At 70.5% G+C, this 23,273-nt stretch carries 21 protein-coding genes; 18 read left to right on the top strand and 3 right to left on the bottom strand.

What is annotated here, in order from left to right; genetic code table 11:
- Positions 1 to 2 precede the first annotated feature (2 nt).
- Complete coding sequence (locus ABT295_RS16990; RefSeq protein ID WP_352395583.1) at positions 3 to 962, bottom strand: 1,4-dihydroxy-2-naphthoyl-CoA synthase; 960 nt, start codon at positions 960 to 962, stop codon at positions 3 to 5.
- A gap of 35 nt (positions 963 to 997) precedes the next feature.
- On the opposite strand from ABT295_RS16990, the gene ABT295_RS16995 reads away from it, so the two are divergent.
- From ABT295_RS16995 to ABT295_RS17020, 6 genes are all read left to right on the top strand, one after another.
- Positions 998 to 1,498 (top strand): NUDIX hydrolase, encoded by a 501-nt coding sequence (locus tag ABT295_RS16995; RefSeq protein ID WP_352395584.1) that lies wholly within the window; start codon positions 998 to 1,000, stop codon positions 1,496 to 1,498.
- A gap of 109 nt (positions 1,499 to 1,607) precedes the next feature.
- On the top strand, positions 1,608 to 1,850 hold the full coding sequence (locus tag ABT295_RS17000; RefSeq protein ID WP_352395585.1) for a hypothetical protein: 243 nt from the start codon (positions 1,608 to 1,610) through the stop codon (positions 1,848 to 1,850).
- Positions 1,851 to 1,925: 75 nt separating this feature from the next.
- The gene (locus tag ABT295_RS17005) at positions 1,926 to 2,930 is read left to right on the top strand and encodes an o-succinylbenzoate synthase (protein ID WP_352395586.1); all 1,005 of its coding nucleotides are present in this window, start codon (positions 1,926 to 1,928) and stop codon (positions 2,928 to 2,930) included.
- On the top strand, positions 2,930 to 3,691 hold the full coding sequence (locus tag ABT295_RS17010; protein ID WP_352395937.1) for a 3-keto-5-aminohexanoate cleavage protein: 762 nt from the start codon (positions 2,930 to 2,932) through the stop codon (positions 3,689 to 3,691). The genes ABT295_RS17005 and ABT295_RS17010 overlap by 1 nt, the downstream gene beginning before the upstream one ends.
- Positions 3,692 to 4,167: 476 nt before the next feature.
- Positions 4,168 to 6,855, top strand: coding sequence for a KGGVGR-motif variant AAA ATPase (locus tag ABT295_RS17015; RefSeq protein WP_352395587.1), 2,688 nt, complete (start codon positions 4,168 to 4,170; stop codon positions 6,853 to 6,855).
- Between the two features lie 25 nt (positions 6,856 to 6,880).
- A complete protein-coding gene (locus ABT295_RS17020) occupies positions 6,881 to 7,018 on the top strand; it encodes a 3-keto-5-aminohexanoate cleavage protein (protein ID WP_352395588.1) in 138 nt (45 codons plus the stop codon).
- 91 nt (positions 7,019 to 7,109) lie between these two features.
- On the opposite strand, the gene menD is transcribed toward ABT295_RS17020, so the two are convergent.
- Both menD and ABT295_RS17030 read right to left on the bottom strand, forming a co-directional pair.
- Positions 7,110 to 8,801, bottom strand: a complete 1,692-nt coding sequence (menD, locus tag ABT295_RS17025; protein WP_502991213.1) for a 2-succinyl-5-enolpyruvyl-6-hydroxy-3-cyclohexene-1-carboxylic-acid synthase — start codon at positions 8,799 to 8,801, stop codon at positions 7,110 to 7,112.
- Positions 8,802 to 8,847: 46 nt separating this feature from the next.
- The gene (locus ABT295_RS17030) at positions 8,848 to 10,143 is read right to left on the bottom strand and encodes an isochorismate synthase (RefSeq protein ID WP_352395590.1); all 1,296 of its coding nucleotides are present in this window, start codon (positions 10,141 to 10,143) and stop codon (positions 8,848 to 8,850) included.
- A gap of 85 nt (positions 10,144 to 10,228) precedes the next feature.
- On the opposite strand from ABT295_RS17030, the gene ABT295_RS17035 reads away from it, so the two are divergent.
- The 12 genes from ABT295_RS17035 to ABT295_RS17090 all read left to right on the top strand — a co-directional run bounded on the left by ABT295_RS17035 (position 10,229) and on the right by ABT295_RS17090 (position 23,271).
- Positions 10,229 to 10,921: a demethylmenaquinone methyltransferase gene (locus ABT295_RS17035; protein WP_352395591.1), complete on the top strand. Its 693-nt coding sequence runs from the start codon at positions 10,229 to 10,231 to the stop codon at positions 10,919 to 10,921.
- A 176-nt stretch (positions 10,922 to 11,097) separates the two neighbouring features.
- A complete protein-coding gene (locus tag ABT295_RS17040) occupies positions 11,098 to 12,417 on the top strand; it encodes a geranylgeranyl reductase family protein (protein ID WP_352395592.1) in 1,320 nt (439 codons plus the stop codon).
- Positions 12,418 to 12,562: 145 nt separating this feature from the next.
- Positions 12,563 to 12,922, top strand: coding sequence for an NADH-quinone oxidoreductase subunit A (locus tag ABT295_RS17045; RefSeq protein ID WP_020145018.1), 360 nt, complete (start codon positions 12,563 to 12,565; stop codon positions 12,920 to 12,922).
- A gap of 62 nt (positions 12,923 to 12,984) precedes the next feature.
- Positions 12,985 to 13,539 carry a NuoB/complex I 20 kDa subunit family protein gene (locus tag ABT295_RS17050; protein ID WP_345506384.1) on the top strand — a complete coding sequence of 185 codons (555 nt, stop codon included), beginning with the start codon at positions 12,985 to 12,987 and terminating at the stop codon, positions 13,537 to 13,539.
- The gene (locus tag ABT295_RS17055; protein WP_352395593.1) at positions 13,536 to 14,324 is read left to right on the top strand and encodes an NADH-quinone oxidoreductase subunit C; all 789 of its coding nucleotides are present in this window, start codon (positions 13,536 to 13,538) and stop codon (positions 14,322 to 14,324) included. The genes ABT295_RS17050 and ABT295_RS17055 overlap by 4 nt, the downstream gene beginning before the upstream one ends.
- Positions 14,324 to 15,712, top strand: coding sequence for an NADH-quinone oxidoreductase subunit D (locus tag ABT295_RS17060; protein WP_352395594.1), 1,389 nt, complete (start codon positions 14,324 to 14,326; stop codon positions 15,710 to 15,712). Before ABT295_RS17055 ends, ABT295_RS17060 begins: the two co-directional genes overlap by 1 nt.
- Complete coding sequence (gene nuoE, locus ABT295_RS17065) at positions 15,709 to 16,461, top strand: NADH-quinone oxidoreductase subunit NuoE (RefSeq protein WP_352395595.1); 753 nt, start codon at positions 15,709 to 15,711, stop codon at positions 16,459 to 16,461. Before ABT295_RS17060 ends, nuoE begins: the two co-directional genes overlap by 4 nt.
- The gene (gene nuoF, locus ABT295_RS17070) at positions 16,458 to 17,801 is read left to right on the top strand and encodes an NADH-quinone oxidoreductase subunit NuoF (protein ID WP_352395596.1); all 1,344 of its coding nucleotides are present in this window, start codon (positions 16,458 to 16,460) and stop codon (positions 17,799 to 17,801) included. The genes nuoE and nuoF overlap by 4 nt, the downstream gene beginning before the upstream one ends.
- Complete coding sequence (locus ABT295_RS17075; protein ID WP_352395597.1) at positions 17,798 to 20,272, top strand: NADH-quinone oxidoreductase subunit G; 2,475 nt, start codon at positions 17,798 to 17,800, stop codon at positions 20,270 to 20,272. The genes nuoF and ABT295_RS17075 overlap by 4 nt, the downstream gene beginning before the upstream one ends.
- Positions 20,269 to 21,681 carry an NADH-quinone oxidoreductase subunit NuoH gene (gene nuoH, locus ABT295_RS17080; RefSeq protein ID WP_352395598.1) on the top strand — a complete coding sequence of 471 codons (1,413 nt, stop codon included), beginning with the start codon at positions 20,269 to 20,271 and terminating at the stop codon, positions 21,679 to 21,681. The genes ABT295_RS17075 and nuoH overlap by 4 nt, the downstream gene beginning before the upstream one ends.
- Positions 21,674 to 22,486, top strand: coding sequence for an NADH-quinone oxidoreductase subunit NuoI (nuoI, locus tag ABT295_RS17085; RefSeq protein WP_352395599.1), 813 nt, complete (start codon positions 21,674 to 21,676; stop codon positions 22,484 to 22,486). Before nuoH ends, nuoI begins: the two co-directional genes overlap by 8 nt.
- Positions 22,483 to 23,271, top strand: a complete 789-nt coding sequence (locus tag ABT295_RS17090; RefSeq protein ID WP_345506391.1) for an NADH-quinone oxidoreductase subunit J — start codon at positions 22,483 to 22,485, stop codon at positions 23,269 to 23,271. The genes nuoI and ABT295_RS17090 overlap by 4 nt, the downstream gene beginning before the upstream one ends.
- Positions 23,272 to 23,273: the final 2 nt, after the last annotated feature.

A 23,273-nucleotide genomic window follows, 5' to 3' on the forward strand; every position in this document is an offset into this window, starting at 1 on the left:
GCTCAGAAGTACCAGGGGAAGGGCGACCAGTCCGGCTCGCGCTTCTCGAGGAACTGGTCGCGGCCCTCGACGGCCTCGTCGGTCATGTAGGCGAGCCGCGTCGCCTCGCCGGCGAAGACCTGCTGGCCCATCAGCCCGTCGTCGGTGAGGTTGAAGGCGAACTTCAGCATCCGCTGCGCCTGCGGGCTCTTGCCCATGATCTCGGTGGCCGCCGCCAGCGCCTCGCGCTCGAGGTCGGCGTGGTCGGCCACGATGTTGACGGCGCCCATCCGCTGCATGTCCTCGGCGGAGTAGGTGCGGCCGAGGAAGAAGATCTCGCGAGCAAACTTCTGGCCGACCATCTTCGCGAGGTAGGCGCTGCCGTAGCCCGCGTCGAAGCTGCCCACGTCGGCGTCCGTCTGCTTGAAGCGGGCGTGCTCGCGGCTCGCGATCGTCAGGTCGCAGACGACGTGCAGGGAGTGTCCACCGCCCGCCGCCCAGCCGCCCACGACCGCGATGACGATCTTCGGCATGGTGCGGATGAGCCGCTGCACCTCGAGGATGTGCAGACGCCCGCCCTGCGCCCTCGTGCGCGCCGTGTCGACGGTGTCGGCCGTGTCGCCCTCGGCGTACTGGTAGCCCGAGCGGCCGCGGATGCGCTGGTCGCCGCCGGAGCAGAAGGCCCACTTGCCGTCCTTCGGGCTCGGCCCGTTGCCGGTGAGCAGCACGACGCCGACGTCGGGCGTCATCCGCGCGTGGTCGAGCGCGCGGTAGAGCTCGTCGACGGTGTGCGGCCGGAACGCGTTGAGCACCTCGGGCCGGTCGAAGGCGATGCGCACGACGCCCGACTCGGCGTGCGGGCGCCCCTCCACGGGCCGCCTGCGGTGGTAGGTGATGTCGGTGAGGTCGAAGCCTTCGACGGGGGCCCACTCGGCGGGGTCGAAGGTCTCGGACACGACGCTCTGGCTCGGCTCGCTGCTCACGACCCGACCCTATCGGCGAGGCTAGGGTCGGCCGTATGCCGATCCCTCCCTACGTCGCCCACCTGCGCACCATGATCGGCCGTGAGCTGCTCTGGATGCCGGGCGTGACGGCCGTCGTGCTGCGCGAGGTGGAGGGCGGCGCCGACGAGGTGCTGCTCGTCGAGCGCTCCGACAACGGCACGTGGACGCCGGTCACCGGCATCGTCGACCCCGGCGAGCAGCCGCACGTCACCGCGGTGCGCGAGGTCGAGGAGGAGGCGTGCGTCGTGGCCGAGGTCGAGCGCCTGGTCTGGGTCTGCGCCGGCGGCGTCGTCGACCACGTCAACGGTGACGTGGCGCAGTACCTCGACCACACGTTCCGCTGCCGGTGGGTCTCGGGCGAGCCGAGCCCGGGCGACGACGAGTCGACCGACGCGCGCTGGTTCCCGCTCGACGCTCTGCCGCCGATGCGCGAGGTGTTCCTCGAGCGCATCGCCGTGGCCGTCGCGAACGCCACCGACGTCGTCCTCGGGCCCCTCGCCCCCTCGCGGGCATGACATCTGTCAGGGCCAGGTGCTGACAGAGGGACGGGGCCGGGGGCACGCCGCACGCCTACCGTCGGAGACGAACGGGGCGACCGGCCCCACCCCCGACCGAGGAGTCACCGTGAACTCGTCCCGCAACCTCCTGATCGCCGGCGTCGTGCTGCTCGCCGTGGCCCTCGGCTCGACCGGCCACAGCGTGTGGTGGCTCTTCGGACTGCTGTGGATGCTGCCGCACGCCGGTCGCCACGGCTGCGGCTGGACGTCCCGTCGTCGTGACCGCGACGTCGCGCAGGGCACCCCGTCCCCGGCGAGCACCCTGCCCGACCCGACGCAGGACCGGCACGAGGCCTTCCCGACCCGCTGACGCGGCCCGCCGCCCCGGGGCTCCGACCCGGGGCGCAGGCCCGGGGCTCCGGCCCGGGGCGTGGACAATGGCCGCATGACGACCCTCCCCCCGCTCGGTGAGCTGCTCGACCGCGCCCACGTCGTCGCCCAGCCGATGCGTGTGCGCTTCCGCGGGGTCGACGTGCGCGAGGCGCTGCTCATCGAGGGCCCTTGCGGCTGGGGCGAGTTCGGTGCCTTCCCCGAGTACGGTGACGACGAGGCGGCCCGCTGGCTGGCCGCCGCGGTCGAGGCGGCGTATGCCGGGTGGCCCGGTCCCGTGCGCCGCGTGGTCCCCGTCAACGCGACGGTGCCGGCCGTCGGCCCCGAGCGGGTGCCCGAGGTGCTGGCCCGGTTCGACGGGTGCACGACGGCGAAGGTGAAGGTCGCGGAGTCGGGGCAGGTCGTCGACGACGACGTCGACCGGGTGGCCGCGGTCCGCGCCGCGCTCGGCCCCGCCGGGCGCATCCGGGTCGACGCCAACGGCGGCTGGGACGTCGAGACCGCCACGACGGCACTCGGCCGGCTCCACGCATACGGTCTCGAGTACGCCGAGCAGCCCTGTGCCACGGTCGAAGAGCTCGCCGAGCTCCGGATGGCACTGGCCCGCAGGGGGATCGACGTCGCGATCGCGGCCGACGAGTCGATCCGCAAGGCCGAGGACCCCGTCCGCGTGGCCCGGCTCGGCGCGGCCGACCTCGTGGTCGTCAAGGTGGCCCCGCTCGGTGGGGTGCGCCGGGCGCTGGAGGTCGTGCACGCGTGCGGGCTGCCGGCCGTCGTGTCGTCGGCGCTGGACACGAGCGTGGGGATCGCGGCCGGGGTGGCCCTGGCGGCGGCCCTCCCCGAGCTCGAGCACGCCTGCGGGCTCGGTACGGTCGGGCTCTTCGAGCGTGACGTCGCCGTCCCTCCGCTACGCCCGGCGGGAGGGGTGCTGGCGCCGGGACGGGCCGTGCCCGACGAGGTCTCGCTGCAGGAGCTCGCCGCGCCTGCGGACCGGCAGGCCTGGTGGCGCGACCGGCTGACGCGGTGCCATGCCGTGCTCGCGACGGGTGGCCGCGGGTGATGCTCAAGGCGTGCCTCAACGGCTCGCGCAGCCGCGACGAGCACCCCGCGGTGCCCGTGACGCCCGCGGAGGTCGGCGCCGCGGCCGCGGCGGCCCGCGCGGCCGGGGCGTGGATGGTGCACGTGCACCCCCGGGACGAGACGGGCGGCGAGTCGCTCGAGGCCGAGCACGTGGTGGCCGCCGTCGAGGCGGTCCGGGCGGCCGCGCCCGGCACGCGGGTCAGCGTGTCCACGCGTGACGGCATCGTCCACGGTGCAGCGACGAAGGCGCGTCTCGTCGCCGAGTGGCCCGGGCCCGGCGACGGCGGGCCGGACTGCGCGAGCGTCAACTGGCACGAGGCCGGCGCCGTGCTCGTCGCAGAAGGCTTACGTCACAACGGGATCGGGGTCGAGGCCGGCATCTGGACGCCGGACGCCGCCCGGGACGTCGTGGCATCCGGGTGGCTCGAGCGTGTCGAGCGCGTGCTCGTCGAGCTGCTGCCCGGTGCGTCGCCCGGGGCCGACGGGCCGTCCGCTGCCGCAGCGGTGCTCGCCGCGCTGGAGGGCGTGCCGGGGCCGTTCGTCGTGCACGGCGAGGACGCCTGGGCCTGGCCCGTCCTGCACTGGGCGGCCGAGCGCGGTCACGACCTGCGCATCGGGCTCGAGGACACCCTGCTGGCACCGGACGGCCGGCCCGCCGCCGACAACGCCGAGCTCGTCAGGGCGGCGCTGACGGAGCCTCCCCTCGCGTCACGATGGGCTATGTCAGCCGATGTCCGCTAAGAAGTTGATTACGTCACTCATGGCTCTTCGAGTGCCCCAGACCCCGCACGAACATAGACTCAGCCGGTGCCCATCGAAGTCGGAGCAAAAGCCTTGAGAGACCGAGCGTCAGCGCTGGAGTCTGCTGCAGTCCTACCTGTGGACTCGGAGTCAGGCGCGCTCCTCTTGTTTTACGCCGTGGAATGCGCGCTGAAGGAGTGTCTTTTGCTCCGCCGTCGGCACCGCAGCACAGCCGAGTTAGAAGCGCCCCTGAGGAGTCATGACTTGCGCGCACTCGCGAAGGAACTCAGACTCCCGGCCAACGTCAGTCTGGGTCAATCTTTTGCGGCGAGGAGTGGCGATGATCCGGCAATCAAGGCGTCAGATCTACACCAAGCCTGGCGATATGGAAAGAAATTGAGTTCGAGTGATCAGGTAGAAGCCGTCCGTGCGTTAAATGGCATCATGCAGTGGTATCGAAACGACAAGGGCCAGAGATGACAGTGAACTTCCCCGTGCCGGACAGGCTATTCACCTGGGTCGATGTTGACGATCATTTATCAAAAGCTGCCCGTGCCGGCGTGTTGCCGGGCTGGCTCCTCGAAGCATCTGCCTATTGGGACAGTCTCGAGCTCCGGGTGAAGGCAGGTTTTGACCCTCAAGAAGTAAGCAATTGGGTCGAATCAATGTTTGGTCCTGGCTCCACAGGAGGTGACTCTGAGGCGGGTATGACACTGCGCCTCGATCGTGTCTCTGACGGTTCAGGCGAGCGGTCGCTGGCTGTCGACGTCGTCGAAGTCGAGGATGTCCCGGACCTAGCGCGCGTGCCAAGGTGGCAGGACACCCGCATTGTGGGCGATCTCAGTTCGCCGCTGCCACGGCCATCAGGCGAGCTCCCAGAAGGCGTCAATGTGGTTGCCTTCTACTCATTCAAGGGCGGCGTTGGTCGCACTCTTCACGCTGTAGCCTTGGCTGAGAAGTTGGCGGCGTCGCAGAAAGTGCTCATCGTGGATGCCGATATGGAGGCGCCCGGCGTCACTTGGATGTACTCGACGCGGCGCGAGATCGACTTTGCCTATGAGGACTTCCTTGCGCTCCTCCACGCTTCGCCAGCGGGGTCGGCGGACGATGCTGTCGAGATGGCTATAGGACTACTCCCCAATCAGCTCGAAGAGAACATTTATGTCATGCCGTGCAGGCGCAATATGAGAGAGCTCTCTACACCGCGCCTTTCGCCTCTCGATCTTCAAGGCCCAGGGCAATCTCCCTACTATCTCACGGATGCGATAGCGCTTTTGGCGGCGCGGTTAGGCGTTCAAACTGTAATAGTCGATCTTCGCGCTGGAGTCTCTGAACTATCTTCTCCACTGCTCCTCGATCCGCGCATACAGCGAGTTGTCGTTACAACCACAAACGCTCAATCAGGATCGGGAACCGCGCTGGTGCTGCAGGAAATTCAGCGGCGAGCGCCACAAGAGCGGTCGGATCCTCGCCCTTGGCTGGTTGTTACTCAATATCGAGCAACCGACGATCCTGACGCCGTCGCACAATTCGCGTCCCCGTTGATTGAGGTCATGGAAGCGACTGCTTCGGTCGGCGCTGAAGACGGCGGATCTGGCACGCATGAAGTGCGCGCCGGCTTGCTCCTTAGTGAATTCCAAGACTCGCTCCTGAGCCTTCCCAGCGCATGGTCCGATGTTCTTTCGAGTGTGCGGCGCGCGGGGCTTCCCGACTTGGTAAGTGATCTGGCGGCTGACTTTATACTTGCAGCTGACCACACTCCTGCTACCTTGCGAGGCAACATCAGCGAGATCGTTGCCGCTAGATCGCGACTTGCGTCCTACGCCAAGACCTTGGCCTTTGCAGAAACCACGGAGGCCCAAGACTTTCTGTCTACTGAATCCCTCCGGCAACTGGTTATGGCACATCGCACCGAGGTTCCCATCGCCGTCATTGCCGGAGCGAAGGGCGCCGGGAAGACATTTACGCAACTGCAGATGTGCTATCGCGAGACCTGGGCTAAATATGGGAATGCGACTGGCATTTCGGATGTGAAACTTGATGCGCGATTGACTCCAGTTTTGACGTCGCGCAATGTCACGGAGGGTATTGAACGGCGAGTTGATGGCATCCGCCGCTCGGGTGCAGTGGGGTTCGATGTGCCCATGACCATGCTTGACATCAGAACCGAAATTCAAGAAGGCGTCGAGGCGGATCTGACCGAGCTTCAGTGGCGGACCAAATGGCTCTCATTTCTGGTGCGCTCAATGGGGATGACGCTGGACGGGTCCGCCCCAGAGAAGGTGCTAACTAGTCTCAGTGGATCAACGCGACGCATCTTCCTCATCGACGGTTTGGAGGACATTCTTCAGGACATTGCCTCAAATCCACGCCAGCAGCGTGCGCTTAGAGTTCTTTTGCTTGACTGCCTCGAGTGGCTCAGGAGCGTTCGTGGTAGGCCTTTTGGGCTGATCGTTTTCGTCCGGATCGATCTGGTGCGGGCTTCCGTGCTGCAAAATGCTGCGCAGTTGCTAGCACGATACGGTGAGTTCGCTCTGAATTGGGATCCCGCAGAGGCCGTGCGTTTAGCCCTGTGGGTTTCGAGGGAATCGACGGCGCTTCCCATTGATGCGGGGTCTGTGACGACGGAGGCGGAAGACCGCGTCACTGAACTGATGAAGCCTGTGTGGGGTGACAAGATGGGGACGGAGAAGTCACGCGAAGCCAGGTCTCATACTTGGTTTGTTGCAGCTCTATCGGATTTCAACGGCAATATCCAGCCTCGCGATGTGGTTACTTTCATGAGTGAAGCTGCTGAGAAATCGGTGTCAGACGTACGGTGGTCAGATCGGATTCTTGCCCCTACCGCGATGCGAGATGCCTTGGTTGCAGTGAGCGAGCAGAAGATCACCGCAATCAGCGAGGAGAGTCCTCAGATCGGTACGTTGTTGACCAAACTGAAGCGACTCGATGAGCCGCTTCGGCAAGTGCCATTCACCTTGGACAGCGTTTCCATGTCCTTGGAGGAGGCTGAACTTCTTACCTCGAGCGGCGTTATCTTCCGCGAGGAGGATCGGTTCTGGATCCCAGAAATCTTCCGTCATGGCCTTGGCTTCCGCGCTACTGGACGGCCGCGAGTGCTGGCTATCGCTAACCTCGTTCGCCGCCGTAACAACATCGACTGACGGCGGGACCTCTCCGGGAAGCTGCTTGGTTTCCTCGGTCCTGCGCTGGGCGGCCGAGCGCGGTCACGACCTGCGCATCGGGCTCGAGGACACCCTGCTGGCACCGGACGGCCGGCCCGCCGCCGACAACGCCGAGCTCGTCACGGCCGCCCTCGGTCGCTGACCCGGGCCGAATGCCTCGGCAACACACCGAGGAGGACGCAACGCACCGGCATCCGATCCCGGGGTGTTGGCTCCTTCTCGGTGTGTTGCGGTCAGGCGTGGGTGGCTTCGTGGGCGAGTCGGCGCAGCCGGGCGGCCTCGTCGCGGCGGTCGGTGCGCGACACCGGCACCTCGAGCACCCTGATGCCCGAGGGCTGCTCGTCGAGTGCTGCCGCGAGGCGCCCGAGGTCGTCGACGCGCTCGTATGCCGTGTGGTGCGCCGCGCAGAGGGCCGCGAGGTCGGTGCCGTGCGGGGTGGCGAAGACGCGCTCGAACGCGCTCGCGTAGCGACGGTCGCCCTGCTCGAGCGTGCTGAAGATGGCGCCGCCGTCGTCGCTCAGCACGACGAGGGTGAGGTCCGGCCGGCGCTGGCCGGTGCCGACGAGCAGGCCGTTGGTGTCGTGGAGGAAGGTGAGGTCTCCGAGGTAGGCGATGGTGCGGGCGGCGCGCGGTCGGCCGAGCGCGATCCCGATCGCGGTCGAGACCATGCCGTCGATGCCGGCCAGCCCGCGGTTGCCGACGACGAACCGGTGCTCGTGCGGTGGCCACGGGACGGCCATGACGTCGAGGTCGCGCACCGGGTTCGACGAACCGACGACGAGGGTGGTGTCGGCCGCGACGGCGCGGCCCACGACGGCAGCGACGGCGAGCGGCGACAGGCCCCTGGTGGCGTCGTCGGCGGTGCGCCCGGCAGCGACCCGTGCCGGGTCGGCGACGTCCGCGTCGACGAGCCCGGAGAGCCGGTCGTCGGCGACGCGCCAGGACGCGAACCACTCGGGCTCGTCGGGGCCCTCGACCCGGGGCACGGCGTCGAGCACGCGCGCCACGCGCCCGGGATCGGTGGCCACGCCGTCGCGGCCGCGCACGGCGAGCACCTCCAGGTCGGCGTCGCTGATGAGGCTCGTCACCGGGCGGGAGAGGGTCGGGTGGCCGACGACGACGACGCGCTCGATCCCGGCGCGCAGCGACGTCGTGAGCAGGAGGCGCCCGGTGCGCAGGGCCTGGCGCCCGATCCGTGCGCCCGACGTCGGCTCCGCGATCAGCGGCCAGCCGGCGGCCTCGGCGAGCAACCGGGCGGCCGGCCCCGCGTCGTCGCCGGCCACGACGACCGTGCGCGGACCGAGCGGCAGCACCTCGCCGCCGCCCGCCGCAGTCACCGACGGCTCCACCCCGGCCTCACCGGCAGCGGCCCCGGGCTGCAGCTGCGCCACGGCGGGGTCCGCTGGGCGCTGCCACCACGTGTCGGGGTCGGGGTCGGGCGGCAGGAGGTCGCCGTCGAGCTGGACGTTGAGCTGGGCCGGGCCCGGACCCGCACACGCCCTCGCGACGAGGTCGGCCAGGTCGTCGTCACCCGTGCTCGCGGTCACGTCGACGCAGGCGGCGAAGGTGCCGAACAGCCCCGCCTGCCACGTGGTCTGGTTCGCCCGGGTGCCGCGCAGCCGGTCCGGACGGTCGGCGCTCACCACGAGGAGGCGGCGTCCCGTGTGGTGCGCCTCCATGACGGCGGGCAGGAGGTTGCCGACGGCCGTGCCGGACGTGGTCACGACCGCGACGGGTCGGCGCGAGCCGGTCGTGAGGCCGAGGGCGAGGAAGCCGGCGGAGCGCTCGTCGACGCGCACGTGCAGGCGCAGGTCGCCGGCGCGGTCTGCCGCGTCGAGGGCCAGCGCGAGCGGTGCGGAGCGCGAGCCGGGGGAGAGCACGACGTCGCGCACCCCGCCGAGCCACAGCTGCTGCAGCACGCGCATCGCGAGGTCGGGAGCGCTGCGGCGGGAGGTCACGGCAGCCGGCCCGTCACTCGCTCGCCAGCGCGTCGCGCATCGGGATGAGCTTGGCGATCGACTCGGCGACCTCCGACTCGGGGTCCGAGCCCGCGACGATGCCGCAGCCGGCGTACAGGGTGATCTGCGAGGGGTCGTCGGGGTCGAGGGCCCCACTGCGCAGCGCGATGCCCCAGGCGCCGTCGCCCTGGGCGTCCATCCAGCCGACCGGACCGGCGTAGCGACCCCGGTCCATGTGCTCGAGCTCGCCGATGAGCTCGACGGCGCGGGCCGTGGGGGTGCCGCCGACGGCCGCGGACGGGTGTAGCGACGCCGCGAGGGTGAGCGACGACGCCTCGTCGGCGCTCACGGCGGCGACGTCGGTCGCGAGGTGCATGACGTTGGGCAGGTGCAGCACGAAGGGCGCCTCGGGCACGTTCATCGAGGAGCAGTGCGGGGCGAGGGCATCGGCGACGGAGCGCACCGCGTACTCGTGCTCCTCGAGGTCCTTCGACGACCGGGCGAGCGAGGCGGCGAGGGCGAGGTCCTTGGCGTCGTCGCCGGTGCGCCGGATCGTGCCGGCGAGCACCCGCGACGTGATGAGCCCCTGGTCGCGGCGCACGAGCAGCTCGGGAGTGGCGCCCACGAGCCCCGCGACGGCGAAGACCCAGGTGTTCTCGTAGCGCTCCGCGAGCCGGCGCAGCAGCCAGCGGGGGTCGATGGGGCTGGATGCCGTCGCGACGAGGTCGCGCGCGAGCACGACCTTGTCGACCTCCCCGGCCGCGATCCGCGCGACGGCCTCCGCGACCGAGTGCGCGTAGTCAGCGGGCGAGACGTCGCCGTCCGAGAAGGCGACGTCGCCGGGAGGCTCGGGATCGCTTGCCACGGAAAGCGTCTCGAGCAGCGTGAGCTGCGGGTCGAGCGAGACGGTGGTGAGCCAGGTCTGGCCGTCCCGGCGCCCGACGATCGTGGAGGGCACGACGAGCCGCGCGGGCTCGGCCGAGTCGGCGGCGAAGGGGAAGGAGCCGAAGCACACCAGGCCCGTGCCGGGCCGGCCCACGTCGTCGCGCACGACCGCGTGCCGGGCGACCTCGCGCCACCACGCCTCCGCGGCGGCGAACCGGTCCGGGCCGCGCGACTCGAACGACAGCGCCGTGCCCCAGCCGACGAGGCCCTCGCCCCGGCGCACCCACGAGAGCAGGTCGTCTGGCCGGTGGTCCGCGGGCAGGTGCGAGAGCAGGGGGTCCGTCGTGTCGAGCGGCACGGTGCGGACGACGACCGTCGGCCCCGGCGCGGGGGACGGCGCTTCGGTGGCGGGAAGCGTGGACATCGGGTGCAACTCTACGGCGCGGGCCCCGGCCGTCCCGCCGCGACCGTCCGCCGCACCGACCGGTCGCGGGTGGAAGGATGAGCGCATGAGCCGTGCGCAGCTGGACAAGAAGCCGGTCGACGTCGCGTCGATGTTCGACACCGTGGCCGAGAAGTACGACGTCACCAACGACGTGCTCTCGCTGGGGCAGGACCGGCTCTGGCGCCGCGCCGTCGTCAAGGCCGTCGACGCGAGGCCGGGGGAGCGCATCCTCGACATCGCGGCCGGCACCGGCACGTCGAGCGAGCCGTGGGCCGACCGCGAGATCGAGGTCGTGCCGGCCGACTTCTCGCTCGGCATGCTGCGCGTCGGCCGTCGCCGGCGGCCCGACATGGCCTTCACGGCCGCCGACGCCATGCGCCTGCCCTTCGCGGACGAGAGCTTCGACGTCGTGACGATGAGCTTCGGCCTGCGCAACGTCGCCGACACCGACCTGGCCCTGCGCGAGTTCCTCCGCGTGACCAAGCCGGGCGGTCGCCTGCTCGTGTGCGAGTTCAGCCAGCCGGTCAACGGGCTCTTCCGCACCGTCTACACGAACTACCTCATGCGCGCGCTGCCGCCGGTGGCACGCCGCACGTCGAGCAACCCGGAGTCCTACGTCTACCTCGCCGAGTCGATCCGCGCGTGGCCGCCGCAGGGCGAGCTCGCGCGCGTCATCGAGTCCGCGGGCTGGCAGCAGGTCGGCTGGACCAACCTCACGGGCGGCGTCGTCGCGCTGCACCACGCGACGAAGCGCTGAGCGCACCCCGAGCCCGGATGCCGGGTGGCGGCGTCGCCCACGGACGGTGGCCTCCCGACGTGGCCGCGTGTTCAGGGTTAGGCATGCCTTATCTGACAACGGCGAAAACTCGGGAATAGACTCGGCCGGTAGTTCGTGAAGATCTTCACAAGCGGTCCGGAAGCGTGCAGGGAGACATGACCAGTTCGAGCGTCGCGCCCAGCCCCTCGGGGTCTGGTGCTGCACCCGTCGAACGGGCCGACGTCATCGTCGTCGGCGCCGGGCCGGGCGGCAGCGCGACGGCGGCCTACCTCGCCGACCACGGCCTCGACGTCGTCCTCCTCGAGAAGTCGGCGTTCCCGCGCGACAAGATCTGCGGCGACGGCCTGACCCCGCGCGCGACGAAGGAGCTCATCTCCCTCGGCGTCGACACGACCGGCTGGCAGCGCACCAAGGGCCTGCGGATCAAGGGCGGTGGGCACACCCTCCAGCTCGACTGGCCCGAGTCCGACGCGTTCCCCGGCTACGGCATGGTCCGCACGCGCGCCCAGCTCGACGAGGCCCTGGCCCGTCACGCCGAGAGCCGCGGCGCCCTGCTCCACGAGCGCACGAGCGTCACCGCACCGGTGCGCGACGCCTCCGGCCGGGTCGCCGGCGTCAGCGCCAAGCGCCTCGACGAGAGCGGTCGGGCGACCGGTGAGACGGTGACCTACCGCGCCCCCGTCGTCGTCGCGAGCGACGGCGTCTCCTCGCGCCTCGCCACGGCGGTCGGCCGGCCCAGGCGCGAGGACCGAGTCATGGGCGTGGCCGTCCGGGCGTACTACACGACGCCGAAGCGCGACGACTACCTCGAGAGCCACCTCGAGCTGTGGAGCCGTGACGACGCCGGCAACCGCATCCTCATGCCCGGCTACGGCTGGCTCTTCCCGCTCGAGGACGGCCGCACCAACGTCGGCCTCGGCACGCTCGACACGACGTCGGCCTTCCAGAAGACCGACTACAAGGACGTCATGCGGCGCTGGGTCGAGGACATCAACCCGGAGTGGCAGCTCGAGCACGACGAGTCGGCCGGACCGATCCGCGGCGCGGCGCTGCCGATGGGCTTCAACCGCACGCCCCTCTACGCCGACGGCCTGCTGCTCGTCGGCGACTCGGGCGGCATGGTCAACCCCTTCAACGGCGAGGGCATCGACTACGCGCTCGAGGCCGCCCGCCTCGGCGCCGAGCTCGTCGCCCAGGCCATGGCCCGCCCGGGCGACGCGGCCCGCGAACGGGTCCTCGCGACCTACCCCAAGGTGATGAAGCACGAGCTCGGCGGCTACTTCACCCTCGGCCGCTGGTTCGCGCACGCCATCGGCAACCCCGAGGTGATGCGCCTCGCGACGAAGTACGGCCTGCCCCGCACGAAGCTCATGCCGCTGCTGCTCAAGATCATGGCCAACCTGGCCGACCCGACGAGCAAGGGGGCGAGCGACCGGCTCGTCACCGCCCTCTCGCGGATGGCGCCGAGCGCATGACCCCCCTGTCAGCCGGCGCGGTTGTGACGCCGAGCACAACGTCTGTCCGCGCCCCTAGGATGGGGGCGCCGCGCACCTGCGACCCCGTTCCGTCCGCCGCCCCCACCCCGCACGCACCGCACGACCGAAAGGCACGTGAGCTCGGATGAACTCCTACGTCCCGATCCTCTTCATGCTGGGGCTCGGCTTCGCGTTCGCCGCGCTGTCGGTCTTCACCTCGCTCGTCGTCGGGCCGAAGCGCTACAACCGCGCCAAGCTCGAGGCGTACGAGTGCGGCATCCAGCCCACCCCGCAGGCCGCGGGCGGTGGCCGCGTGCCGATCAAGTACTACCTGACGGCGATGCTCTTCATCATCTTCGACATCGAGTCCGTCTTCCTCTATCCGTTCGCGGTGGCCTTCAACAAGCTGGGCCTCTTCGCGCTGGTCGAGATGGTCCTGTTCATCCTCACGGTCTTCGTCGCCTACGCCTACGTGTGGCGTCGCGGCGGACTCGAGTGGGACTGACCCCGTCCGCACCCCGCCAGGGGCACGCGTCCGGGTTCGTCAGGCAAGTTAAGGAGTAAGCAATGGGTCTCGAAGAGAAGCTCCCCGCCGGGTTCCTGCTCTCGACCGTCGAGGGTCTCGCCGGCTACATGCGCAAGGCCTCGATCTGGCCGGCCACCTTCGGCCTCGCGTGCTGCGCCATCGAGATGATGGCCGTCGGCACGCCCGACTACGACATCGCCCGCTTCGGCATGGAGCGCTTCTCGGCGACGCCGCGCCAGGCCGACCTGATGATCGTCGCCGGCCGCGTCAGCCAGAAGATGGCCCCGGTCGTGCGCCAGGTCTACGACCAGATGCCCAACCCCAAGTGGGTCATCGCCATGGGTGTCTGCGCCAGCTCGGGCGGCATGTTCAACAACTACGCCATCGTGCAGGGCGTCGACCACATCATCCCGGTCGACATCTACCTGCCCGGCTGTCCGCCGCGCCCGCAGATGCTGCTCAACGCCATCATCGAGCTGCACCACCAGATCGAGACCTCGCCGCTCGGCGTCAACCGCGACGCCGCCGCCAAGGCCGCCGAGGCCGCCGCGCTCGCCGCGACGCCGACGCACCAGATGAAGGGCCTGCTCGCATGAGTGACGCCGACCGGAAGGCCGACGGCGCGCCCGACGTGCGCGCCGACACGACGAAGACCCAGAACTCGGGCCTGACGCCGCACGAGGTCGACATCGAGCAGCGCGCCGCGCAGGGCTCCGAGCCCCAGGTCGTCGGCATGCGCCACGGCATGTTCGGGGCCACGCAGGGCGGCGACACCTCCGGCTACTCCAAGCTGCAGCGCCCGATCCTCGTGGCCGGAGCGGCCGAGCGCCCCTACGGCGGCTACTTCGACGAGATCGCCGACAACCTCGAGCGCGGCCTCGTCGGCGGCACGGCGTCCTACGCCGAGGCCGTCGACACCGTCGTCGTCGACCGCGGCGAGATGACGCTGCACGTGCACCGCGAGCACCTGCTCGCCGTGGCCCGCGTGCTGCGCGACGACCCCTCGCTGCGCTTCGAGATGGTCACCGGCGTCTCGGGCGTGCACTACCCGAACCAGACCGGCGCCGAGCTGCGTGCGGTCTACCACTTCCTGTCGATCACCCACGGCGGACGCCGGGTCCGCGTCGAGGTCAGCTGCCCCGACGACGACCGGCACATCCCGTCGATCGTCTCCGTCTACCCGGCCAACGACTGGCACGAGCGCGAGACGTGGGACATGTTCGGCATCGAGTTCGACGGCCACCCGGCCCTCACCCGAATCCTCATGCCCGACGACTGGCCGGGCCACCCGCAGCGGAAGGACTACCCCCTCGGCGGCATCCCCGTCGAGTACAAGGGCGCCACCGTCCCGCCGCCGGACCAGCGGAGGTCGTACAACTGATGAGCACGCACACCGAGTTCACCCAGACCGAGGTGCCGGAGCCCGGCGCCAACGACGTCTACGCCACGTCCGTGGCCGACGAGCAGGCCAGCGAGGGCGCCCACGTCTTCAACGCCGCCGGCGGCGACTGGAACGACCTCGTCGACGAGGCCACCTCGCTCGGCGAGGAGCGCATCGTCGTCAACATGGGGCCGCAGCACCCGTCGACGCACGGCGTGCTCCGCCTCATCCTCGAGATCGACGGCGAGACGGTGACCGAGGCCCGCGCGGGCATCGGCTACCTGCACACCGGCATCGAGAAGAACATGGAGTACCGCACCTGGGTGCAGGGCGTCACGTTCTGCACGCGCATGGACTACCTCACGCCCATGTTCCAGGAGACGGCGTACTGCCTCGCCATCGAGAAGCTGCTCGGCATCACCGAGCAGATCCCGGACCGCGCCAGCGTCATCCGCGTGCTCATGATGGAGATGACGCGGATCAGCAGCCACCTCATCTGCCTCGGCACCGGTGGCATGGAGATGGGCGCGACGACCGTCATGACGGTCGCCTTCCGCGAGCGCGAGCGGCTGCTCCGGGTCATCGAGATGATCACCGGCCTGCGGATGAACAACGCCTACATCCGCCCCGGCGGCGTGGCCCAGGACCTCCCGCCCGGCGCCATCGACGCCCTGCGCGAGATGGTGCCCGAGGTGCGGCGCGGCCTCGGCGAGCTCGAGGCGCTGCTCAACGAGAACCCGATCCTCAAGGGCCGCACCGTCGACGTCGGCGTGCTGAACCTCGCCGGCTGCATGGCCCTCGGCATCACCGGCCCGGTGCTGCGCTCGACCGGCCTGCCGCACGACCTGCGCAAGCTCGACCCGTACTGCGGCTACGAGACCTACGACTTCGAGGTCAAGACCCGCACGAGCCAGGACGCCTACGGCCGCCTGCGCATCCGCATCGACGAGATGTACGAGTCGCTGAAGATCATCGAGCAGGCCACCGACCGCCTCCAGGCGAACGGGGGCCCGGTCATGGTCGAGGACAAGAAGATCGCCTGGCCCGCGCAGCTCGCGCTCGGCAGCGACGGTCTCGGCAACAGCCTCGACCACATCCGCGAGATCATGGGCAGCTCGATGGAGTCGCTCATCCACCACTTCAAGCTCGTCACCGAGGGCTTCCGCGTCCCGCCCGGCCAGGTCTACCAAGCCGTGGAGTCGGCCAAGGGCGAGCTCGGCTGCCACCTCGTCTCCGACGGCGGCACGCGCCCCTACCGCGCGCACTTCCGCGACCCGAGCTTCAACAACCTGCAGGCCGTGGCCGCCATGTGCGAAGGCAGCCAGATCGCCGACGTCATCGTCGCCGTGGCCTCGATCGACCCCGTCATGGGAGGTGTGGACCGTTGAGCGGCCACGACGCATCCGGACACCTGCACGTCAGCGCCGAGTCCAAGGCGCCCTACGACGACGAGACGCTCGCGCGGCTGCACGCCGACGCGGCCGAGGTCGTCGCGCGCTACCCCCAGAAGCGCTCGGCGCTGCTGCCGCTGCTGCACCTCGTGCAGTCGGTCGACGGCTACGTGGCGGGCCGCGGCGTCACCTTCTGCGCCGAGGTGCTCGACCTCACCGAGGCCGAGGTGAGCGGCGTCGCCACCTTCTACACGCAGTACAAGCGCCACCCCAACGGTGAGTTCACCGTCGGTGTCTGCACCAACACGCTGTGCGCCGTCATGGGCGGCGACCTCATCTTCGACCGCGTCTCGGAGCACCTCGGCATCGGCCACGACGAGACGACCGAGGACGGCGCGATCACCCTCGAGCGCGTCGAGTGCAACGCCGCGTGCGACTACGCGCCCGTCGTCATGGCGAACTGGGAGTTCTTCGACAACCAGACGCCCGAGAGCACCATCGCGCTCGTCGACGACCTGCGCGCCGGCAAGGACGTCGCGCCGACGCGCGGCGCCGCCAAGGTGTGCACGTTCAAGCAGGTCTCGCGCGTGCTCGCCGGCTTCGAGGACGGTCGCGCCGACGAGGGCGTGGGCGCCGGCCCGGCCTCGCTGCTCGGACTCCAGATCGCCAACGAGCGCGGCTGGGTCGCCCCGGGGGCCTCGGCCCCCGCCGGCTCCGCCGCCGACGGGAAGGACGGATCGCAGTGACCGACACCCTGACCCCGATCCTCACGAAGTTCTGGGACGACCCGCAGTCCTGGACCCTCGCGACCTACGAGCGCCACGACGGCTACAAGGCCCTCACCAAGGCGCTCGACATGGAGCCGCAGGCGATCATCGACGCCGTCAAGGACTCCAGCATCCGCGGCCGCGGCGGCGCCGGCTTCCCGACCGGCATGAAGTGGTCGTTCATGAGCCCGCCCGACGGCGGCCCGCGCTACCTCGTCGTCAACGCCGACGAGTCCGAGCCGGGCACGTGCAAGGACGTGCCGCTCATGATGGCCAACCCGCACGCGCTCATCGAGGGCGTCATCATCAGCTCGTACGCCATCGGCTGCGAGCACGCGTTCATCTACCTCCGCGGCGAGGTCGTGCACGTCTACCGCCGCCTGCTCCGTGCCGTCGAGGAGGCCCGCGCGGCCGGCTACCTCGGCACCGACGTCGGCGGCAAGGGCATCTCGATGGACATCACCGTCCACGCCGGTGCCGGCGCCTACATCTGCGGCGAGGAGACGGCCCTGCTCGACTCGCTCGAGGGCCGCCGCGGCCAGCCGCGCCTCAAGCCCCCGTTCCCCGGTGCCGCGGGCCTCTACGCCCGCCCCACATCGGTGAACAACGTCGAGTCCATCGCCTCGGTTCCCGGGATCATCCTCGAGGGCTCCGACTGGTTCAAGGGCATGGGCACCGAGAAGTCCACGGGCTTCGGCATCTTCAGCCTCTCGGGCCACGTGACGAACCCGGGCCAGTTCGAGGCCCCCCTCGGCATCACGATGCGCGAGCTCATCGAGCTCGCCGGCGGCATGCGCGGCGGCAGGAAGCTGAAGTTCTGGACGCCCGGCGGCTCCTCGACCCCGATCTTCACCGAGGAGCACCTCGACGTGCCCCTCGACTTCGACTCGGTGGCCGCGGCGGGCTCGATGCTCGGCACCCGCGCCCTGCAGGTCTTCGACGAGACCGTCTCGGTCGTGCGCGCCGTCGCGCGCTGGACGGACTTCTACGCCCACGAGTCGTGCGGCAAGTGCACGCCGTGCCGCGAGGGCACGTGGTGGCTGCGCCAGATCATGAACCGCATCGAGGCGGGCCAGGGCACGCAGGACGACATCGACAAGCTCGTCGACATCTGCGACAACATCCTCGGCCGCAGCTTCTGCGCGCTCGGTGACGCGGCGACGAGCCCGATCACCTCGGCGGTCCAGTACTTCCGGGAGGAGTTCGAGGCCGGCATGCACACGCCGGCGCACGAGCTCTTCCCGCCGGAGCGGTCGGTGCTGTTCGAGCTGCCGGCCCCCACGACGACCAAGGAGTCCAGCGGGATGGTGTCCGCATGACCGTCACGACGTCCCCGTCCGCGGGCGGCAACGCCGTCGACAAGGGCGGCAACGCCTCGGCGCCGGCGAACCCCGACCACGTCGGGCTGACCATCGACGGCGTCCCGGTGAGCGTGCCCAAGGGCACGCTCGTCATCCGTGCCGCCGAGACCGTCGGCATCGAGATCCCGCGCTTCTGCGACCACCCGCTGCTCGACCCCGTCGGGGCCTGCCGCCAGTGCCTCGTCGACGTCGCGATGCCCGACCGCGAGGGCAACGTCCGCCCCATGCCGAAGCCGCAGGCCTCGTGCACGATGACGGTGTCCGAGGGCATGGTCGTCAACACGCAGGCCACGTCCAAGGTCGCCGACAAGGCGCAGCAGGGCGTCATGGAGCTGCTCCTCATCAACCACCCGCTCGACTGCCCGGTCTGCGACAAGGGCGGCGAGTGCCCCCTGCAGAACCAGGCGATGAGCGCCGGCCGCCCGGTGTCGCGCTTCGAGGACGTCAAGCGCACCTACCCCAAGCCGGTCAACATCTCCTCGCAGGTGCTGCTCGACCGCGAGCGCTGCGTGCTCTGCGCGCGCTGCACCCGCTTCTCCGACCAGGTCGCCGGTGACCCGTTCATCGCCCTCGTCGAGCGCGGCGCGCTGCAGCAGATCGGCATCTACGAGGAGAAGCCCTTCGAGAGCTACTTCTCCGGCAACACCGTGCAGATCTGCCCGGTCGGCGCCCTGACCGGTGCGGCCTACCGCTTCCGCTCGCGCCCGTTCGACCTCGTGTCGACCCCGTCGGTCTGCGAGCACTGCGCGAGCGGCTGCGCGACGCGCACCGACCACCGCCGCGGCGTCGTGCTGCGTCGCCTCGCCGCCGAGGACCAGGCGGTCAACGAGGAGTGGAACTGCGACAAGGGCCGCTGGGCGTTCACGTACGCCACGCTGCCCGACCGCGTGCAGCTGCCGATGGTGCGTGACGCCGACGGCGAGCTCAAGGTCGTCGGCTGGCCCGAGGCGCTCGAGGCGGCTGCCGCGGGCCTCTCCCGGGCCCGCGCGGCCGGGGTGCTCGTCGGCGGCCGCGTGTCGGCAGAGGACGCCTACGCCTACGGCAAGTTCGCGCGCGTCGTGCTCGGCACGAACGACGTCGACTTCCGCGCCCGCCCGCACTCGGCCGAGGAGGTCGCCTTCCTCGCCGAGCACGTCGCGGCCACCGGCCCCGACGCCGGTTCGGTGACGTACGCCGACCTCGAGACGGCGCCCGCCGTGCTCCTCGTCGGCTTCGAGCCCGAGGACGAGAGCCCGATCGTCTTCCTGCGCCTGCGCAAGGCGTTCCGCAAGAACAAGACCAAGGTGTACGCCGTCGCCTCCCACGCGACGCGCGGCCTGGCCAAGATGGGCGGCACCCTCGTGCCGACCGTCCCCGGCCAGGAGACCGCGGCGCTCGGTGCCCTCGAGGCCCCGGTGCGCGAGGGCCTCTCGGGCGGCGTCGTCCTCGTCGGTGAGCGCCTGGCCACGGTGCCGGGCGCGCTCGCCGCCGCGGCCGACCTCGCCGCCGCCACGGGTGCCCGCCTCGCGTGGGTGCCGCGTCGGGCGGGGGAGCGCGGCGCGCTCGAGGCGGGTGCGCTCGGTGCGCTCCTGCCCGGCGGCCGCCCGCTCTCCGACGCCGCGGCCCGTGCCGAGGTGGCCCGGGCCTGGGACGTCGACCACGTGCCGGCCACGCCCGCCCGCGACACTGCCGGCATCGTCGCGGCCGCCGCCGCCGGCGAGATCGGGGCCCTGCTCGTCGGTGGCCTCGACCCCGCCGACCTCGGTGACCCCCAGGCCGCCGCTGCGCTCGAGCAGGCGTTCGTCGTCTCGCTCGAGCTGCGCGAGTCTCCGGTGACGGCCGTCGCCGACGTCGTGCTGCCCGTCGCGTCGCAGTCGGAGAAGTCCGGCAGCTACGTCAACTGGGAGGGCCGCGTCCGCTCGTTCGAGGAGGCCCTCGAGAGCAACGCCGTCAGCGACCACCGGGCGCTCGACATGCTCGCCAGCGAGATGGGCGTCTTCCTCGAGACCCGCACGCAGCGCGAGATCCACGCCCAGTTCGAGGCGCTCGGCCCCTGGTCCGGCGCCCGCGGCACCGGCTCCACCGCGCTCGCCGACGGGGCGCGCGCCGCCGCGTCGCCCGAGGGCACCGGTGACTTCGTCCTGTCGACGTGGGCCACGCTGCTCGACGCCGGCCGGATGCAGGACGGCGAGCCGTTCCTCGCCGGCACGGCTCCGAAGGCCGTCGCCCGCCTGTCCGCGGCCTCGGCCGCCGGGCTCGGCGTCGACGAGGGCGACACCGTCACCGTCACCGGCCCCGCCGGCTCGGTCACCCTGCCGGCGGCCGTGGCCGACGACATGGTCGACGGCGTCGTCTGGCTGCCGACCAACGCCCCCGACTGCTCGATCCGCTCGGGACTCGGCACCGATGCCGGTGGCCGCGTCCACGTCACGAAGGGTGGTGCGGCATGAGCCTCGGCCTGACCGCATACGGAATGGCGGCCACGCTGCCGCTCACCGAGAACCCCTCGGCCGACTTCAGCGACACCCCGTGGTGGGTGGCCCTGATCAAGGCCGTCGGCATCTTCGTCTACCTGCTCGTCTCGACGCTGCTCGTCATCTGGTTCGAGCGCCGCGTCATCGGCCGCATGCAGCAGCGCCCGGGCCCGAACCGCAACGGCCCGTTCGGCCTGCTGCAGACCCTGGCCGACGGCATGAAGTCGATGCTCAAGGAAGACATCACGCCGGCGCGCGCCGAGAAGTTCATCTACACCCTCGCGCCGCTCATCGCCGCGACGATGGCGTTCGTCTCGTTCGCCATCATCCCGGTCGGCGGCACCGTGTCGATCTTGGGCCACGAGACGCCGCTGCAGGTCACCGACGTGCCCGTCTCGGTGCTGCTCGTGCTCGCCGTCGCGTCGGTCGGCGTCTACGGCATCGTGCTCGCGGGGTGGAGCTCCGGCTCGACCTACCCGCTGCTCGGTGGCCTGCGCTCGACCGCGCAGGTGATCAGCTACGAGATCGCCATGGGCCTCTCGCTCGTCGCGATCTTCCTCTACAGCGGCTCGATGTCGACCTCGCAGATCGTCTCCGCGCAGAGCTCGCTCTGGTACATCCTGCCGGCGTTCTTCAGCTTCGCCGTCTACGTCATCACGATGGTCGGCGAGACGAACCGCCTCCCGTTCGACCTCGCCGAGGGCGAGGGCGAGCTGACCGGTGGCTTCCACACCGAGTACTCCTCGATGCGCTTCGCGATGTTCTTCCTCGGCGAGTACGTCAACATGTTCACCGTCGCCGCGCTCGCCACGACCCTCTTCCTCGGGGGCTGGCAGGCACCGCCGCTCATCTCGGGCATCAACGACAACATGTTCGGCGGCGGCTGGTGGGGCCTGCTGTGGTTCACCGCCAAGCTGTGGATGTTCATGTTCCTCTTCGTCTGGCTGCGTGGCTCCCTGCCGCGCGTGCGCTACGACCAGTTCATGCGCTTCGGCTGGAAGTTCCTCATCCCGATCACCCTCGCCTGGGTCGTCGCGGTGGCCTTCATCCGCGGTGCCCAGCTCGGCTTCCTCGGTGACAGCCGCCTGACGATCGCCGGCCGCGAGCTGTCCGTCGCGACGGTCGTCATCGTCAGCGTCATCGCCGTCGTCGCCCTCGCCGCGGCGTGGGTGTGGGACGACAAGCGCGCGGCCCGGGCGGCCGCCGAGGACGTCATGCCGCCCGAGGAGATCGACCCGTTCGAGGACGGCTACCCCGTGCCGCCGCTGCCGGGCCAGCGCCTCGTCGAGCCGCGCCAGCGGCTCGCCGCGACCCGCGAGCCGGTGCTCACGACCGCCAGCAGCTCGCCCACCGGAGCCCCCGCCAAGGAGGAGGACCATGGCTGACGACACCGTCGGCAAGGACGTCGCACCGAAGGGCCCGCACGGGTCGTCGGAGGTGGGTGCGCCGCGCGAGCAGCGCGCCGCCGACGAGCCGCAGAAGGGCTTCCTCTCGGAGCTCTTCGCGCCCGTCGCCGGCTTCGGGGTGTCGTTCTCCACGATGTTCCGCAAGGTCGCGACCGAGGAGTACCCCGAGAAGCCGCGCCCCACGGCGCCGCGCTTCCACGGCCGGCACCAGCTGAACCGTCACCCCGACGGTCTCGAGAAGTGCGTGGGCTGCGAGCTGTGCGCGTGGGCTTGCCCGGCCGACGCGATCCTCGTCGAGGGTGCCGACAACGACGACACCCCGCTCGAGCAGGGCGGCAAGGGCCGCTTCAGCCCGGGGGAGCGCTACGGCCGCGTCTACCAGATCAACTACCTGCGCTGCATCTTCTGCGGCCTGTGCATCGAGGCCTGCCCGACGCGCGCCCTGACGATGACGAACTTCTACGAGCTGGCCGACAACGACCGCGGCAAGCTGATCTTCACCAAGGACCAGCTGCTCGCGCCGCTCCAGGGCGGCATGCTGCCCCCGCCGTTCCCGATGGTCGACGGCATGGAGGAGCGCGACTACTACCAGGGCAAGGTCACCGGCTCGACCGACGACCAGAAGGCCTTCGTCGAGGCCCGTGACGCGAGCGGCGCCGACGGCGACCGCGACGGCATCGTCGACGCGCCGGGCAACCCCGGCGCCCCGGTGCCCGGGGTCCACGACCTCGCCCACGCCGCCCACCCGACCGCCGCTCAGACCAGGGAAGGTGCGAACCCGTGACCTCCACCGCCGAAGCCGTCGGCTTCTGGCTGCTCGCCCCGCTCGCGGTCGTCGCGGCGCTGGGCCTGCTCTTCGCCAAGAAGGCCGTGCACGCCGCCATGGGGATGGCGCTCGTCATGGTGATCCTCGGGATCTTCTACATCATGCAGAAGGCCGACTTCCTCGGGATCGTCCAGGTGTTCGTCTACACCGGCGCCGTGATGATGCTCTTCCTCTTCGTCCTCATGCTCGTCGGCGTCGACTCCTCCGACTCGATCGTCGAGACGATCAAGGGCCAGCGCTGGGCCTCCTACCTGCTCGTCGTCGGCCTCGCCGGCGTGCTCTTCTTCTCGCTCGGCACGGTCGTCGTCGACGAGCAGTCGGTGCAGGCCGGCATGGACAAGGTCGTCACGACGAACACCGAGACCGGCAACGTGACCGGCGTCGCCGAGCTGATCTTCGGCCAGTACGTCTGGATCTTCGAGGTCACCTCCGCGCTGCTCATCACCGCCGCGCTGGGCGCCATGGTGCTCGCGCACCGCGAGCGCCTGACGCCGCGCGTCACGCAGGCCGAGTGGGCCGCACGCCGCGTCCGCGAGAACCAGAACGTCGCGGGACTGCCGGCCCCCGGCGTCTACGCCCGCCACAACGCGGTCGACACCCCGGCGCTGCTGCCCGACGGCACGCCGAGCGACCTGTCCGTCTCGCGCGTCCTCGTCGCCCGCGACCAGGTCGCGACCGCCGACGGGTTCAAGGACGTCGAGCGCCACATGGAGCGCGAGATCGAGGAGGGTCGGTCCAAGTGAGC

Origin of the sequence: Terrabacter sp. NPDC000476 (genome assembly GCF_040300125.1) — a bacterium.
Lineage (GTDB): Bacteria > Actinomycetota > Actinomycetes > Actinomycetales > Dermatophilaceae > Terrabacter.

Coding starts and splice junctions, on each gene's coding strand:
- ABT295_RS16995 (WP_352395584.1), top strand. CDS start 998: ATGCCGATCCCTCCCTACGTCGCCCACCTGCGCACCATGATCGGCCGT.
- ABT295_RS17005 (WP_352395586.1), top strand. CDS start 1,926: ATGACGACCCTCCCCCCGCTCGGTGAGCTGCTCGACCGCGCCCACGTC.
- ABT295_RS17010 (WP_352395937.1), top strand. CDS start 2,930: ATGCTCAAGGCGTGCCTCAACGGCTCGCGCAGCCGCGACGAGCACCCC.
- ABT295_RS17015 (WP_352395587.1), top strand. CDS start 4,168: ATGACAGTGAACTTCCCCGTGCCGGACAGGCTATTCACCTGGGTCGAT.
- menD (WP_502991213.1), bottom strand. CDS start 8,801: ATGCGCGTGCTGCAGCAGCTGTGGCTCGGCGGGGTGCGCGACGTCGTG.
- ABT295_RS17030 (WP_352395590.1), bottom strand. CDS start 10,143: ATGTCCACGCTTCCCGCCACCGAAGCGCCGTCCCCCGCGCCGGGGCCG.
- ABT295_RS17035 (WP_352395591.1), top strand. CDS start 10,229: ATGAGCCGTGCGCAGCTGGACAAGAAGCCGGTCGACGTCGCGTCGATG.
- ABT295_RS17040 (WP_352395592.1), top strand. CDS start 11,098: ATGACCAGTTCGAGCGTCGCGCCCAGCCCCTCGGGGTCTGGTGCTGCA.
- ABT295_RS17045 (WP_020145018.1), top strand. CDS start 12,563: ATGAACTCCTACGTCCCGATCCTCTTCATGCTGGGGCTCGGCTTCGCG.
- ABT295_RS17050 (WP_345506384.1), top strand. CDS start 12,985: ATGGGTCTCGAAGAGAAGCTCCCCGCCGGGTTCCTGCTCTCGACCGTC.
- ABT295_RS17055 (WP_352395593.1), top strand. CDS start 13,536: ATGAGTGACGCCGACCGGAAGGCCGACGGCGCGCCCGACGTGCGCGCC.
- ABT295_RS17060 (WP_352395594.1), top strand. CDS start 14,324: ATGAGCACGCACACCGAGTTCACCCAGACCGAGGTGCCGGAGCCCGGC.
- ABT295_RS17075 (WP_352395597.1), top strand. CDS start 17,798: ATGACCGTCACGACGTCCCCGTCCGCGGGCGGCAACGCCGTCGACAAG.
- nuoH (WP_352395598.1), top strand. CDS start 20,269: ATGAGCCTCGGCCTGACCGCATACGGAATGGCGGCCACGCTGCCGCTC.
- nuoI (WP_352395599.1), top strand. CDS start 21,674: ATGGCTGACGACACCGTCGGCAAGGACGTCGCACCGAAGGGCCCGCAC.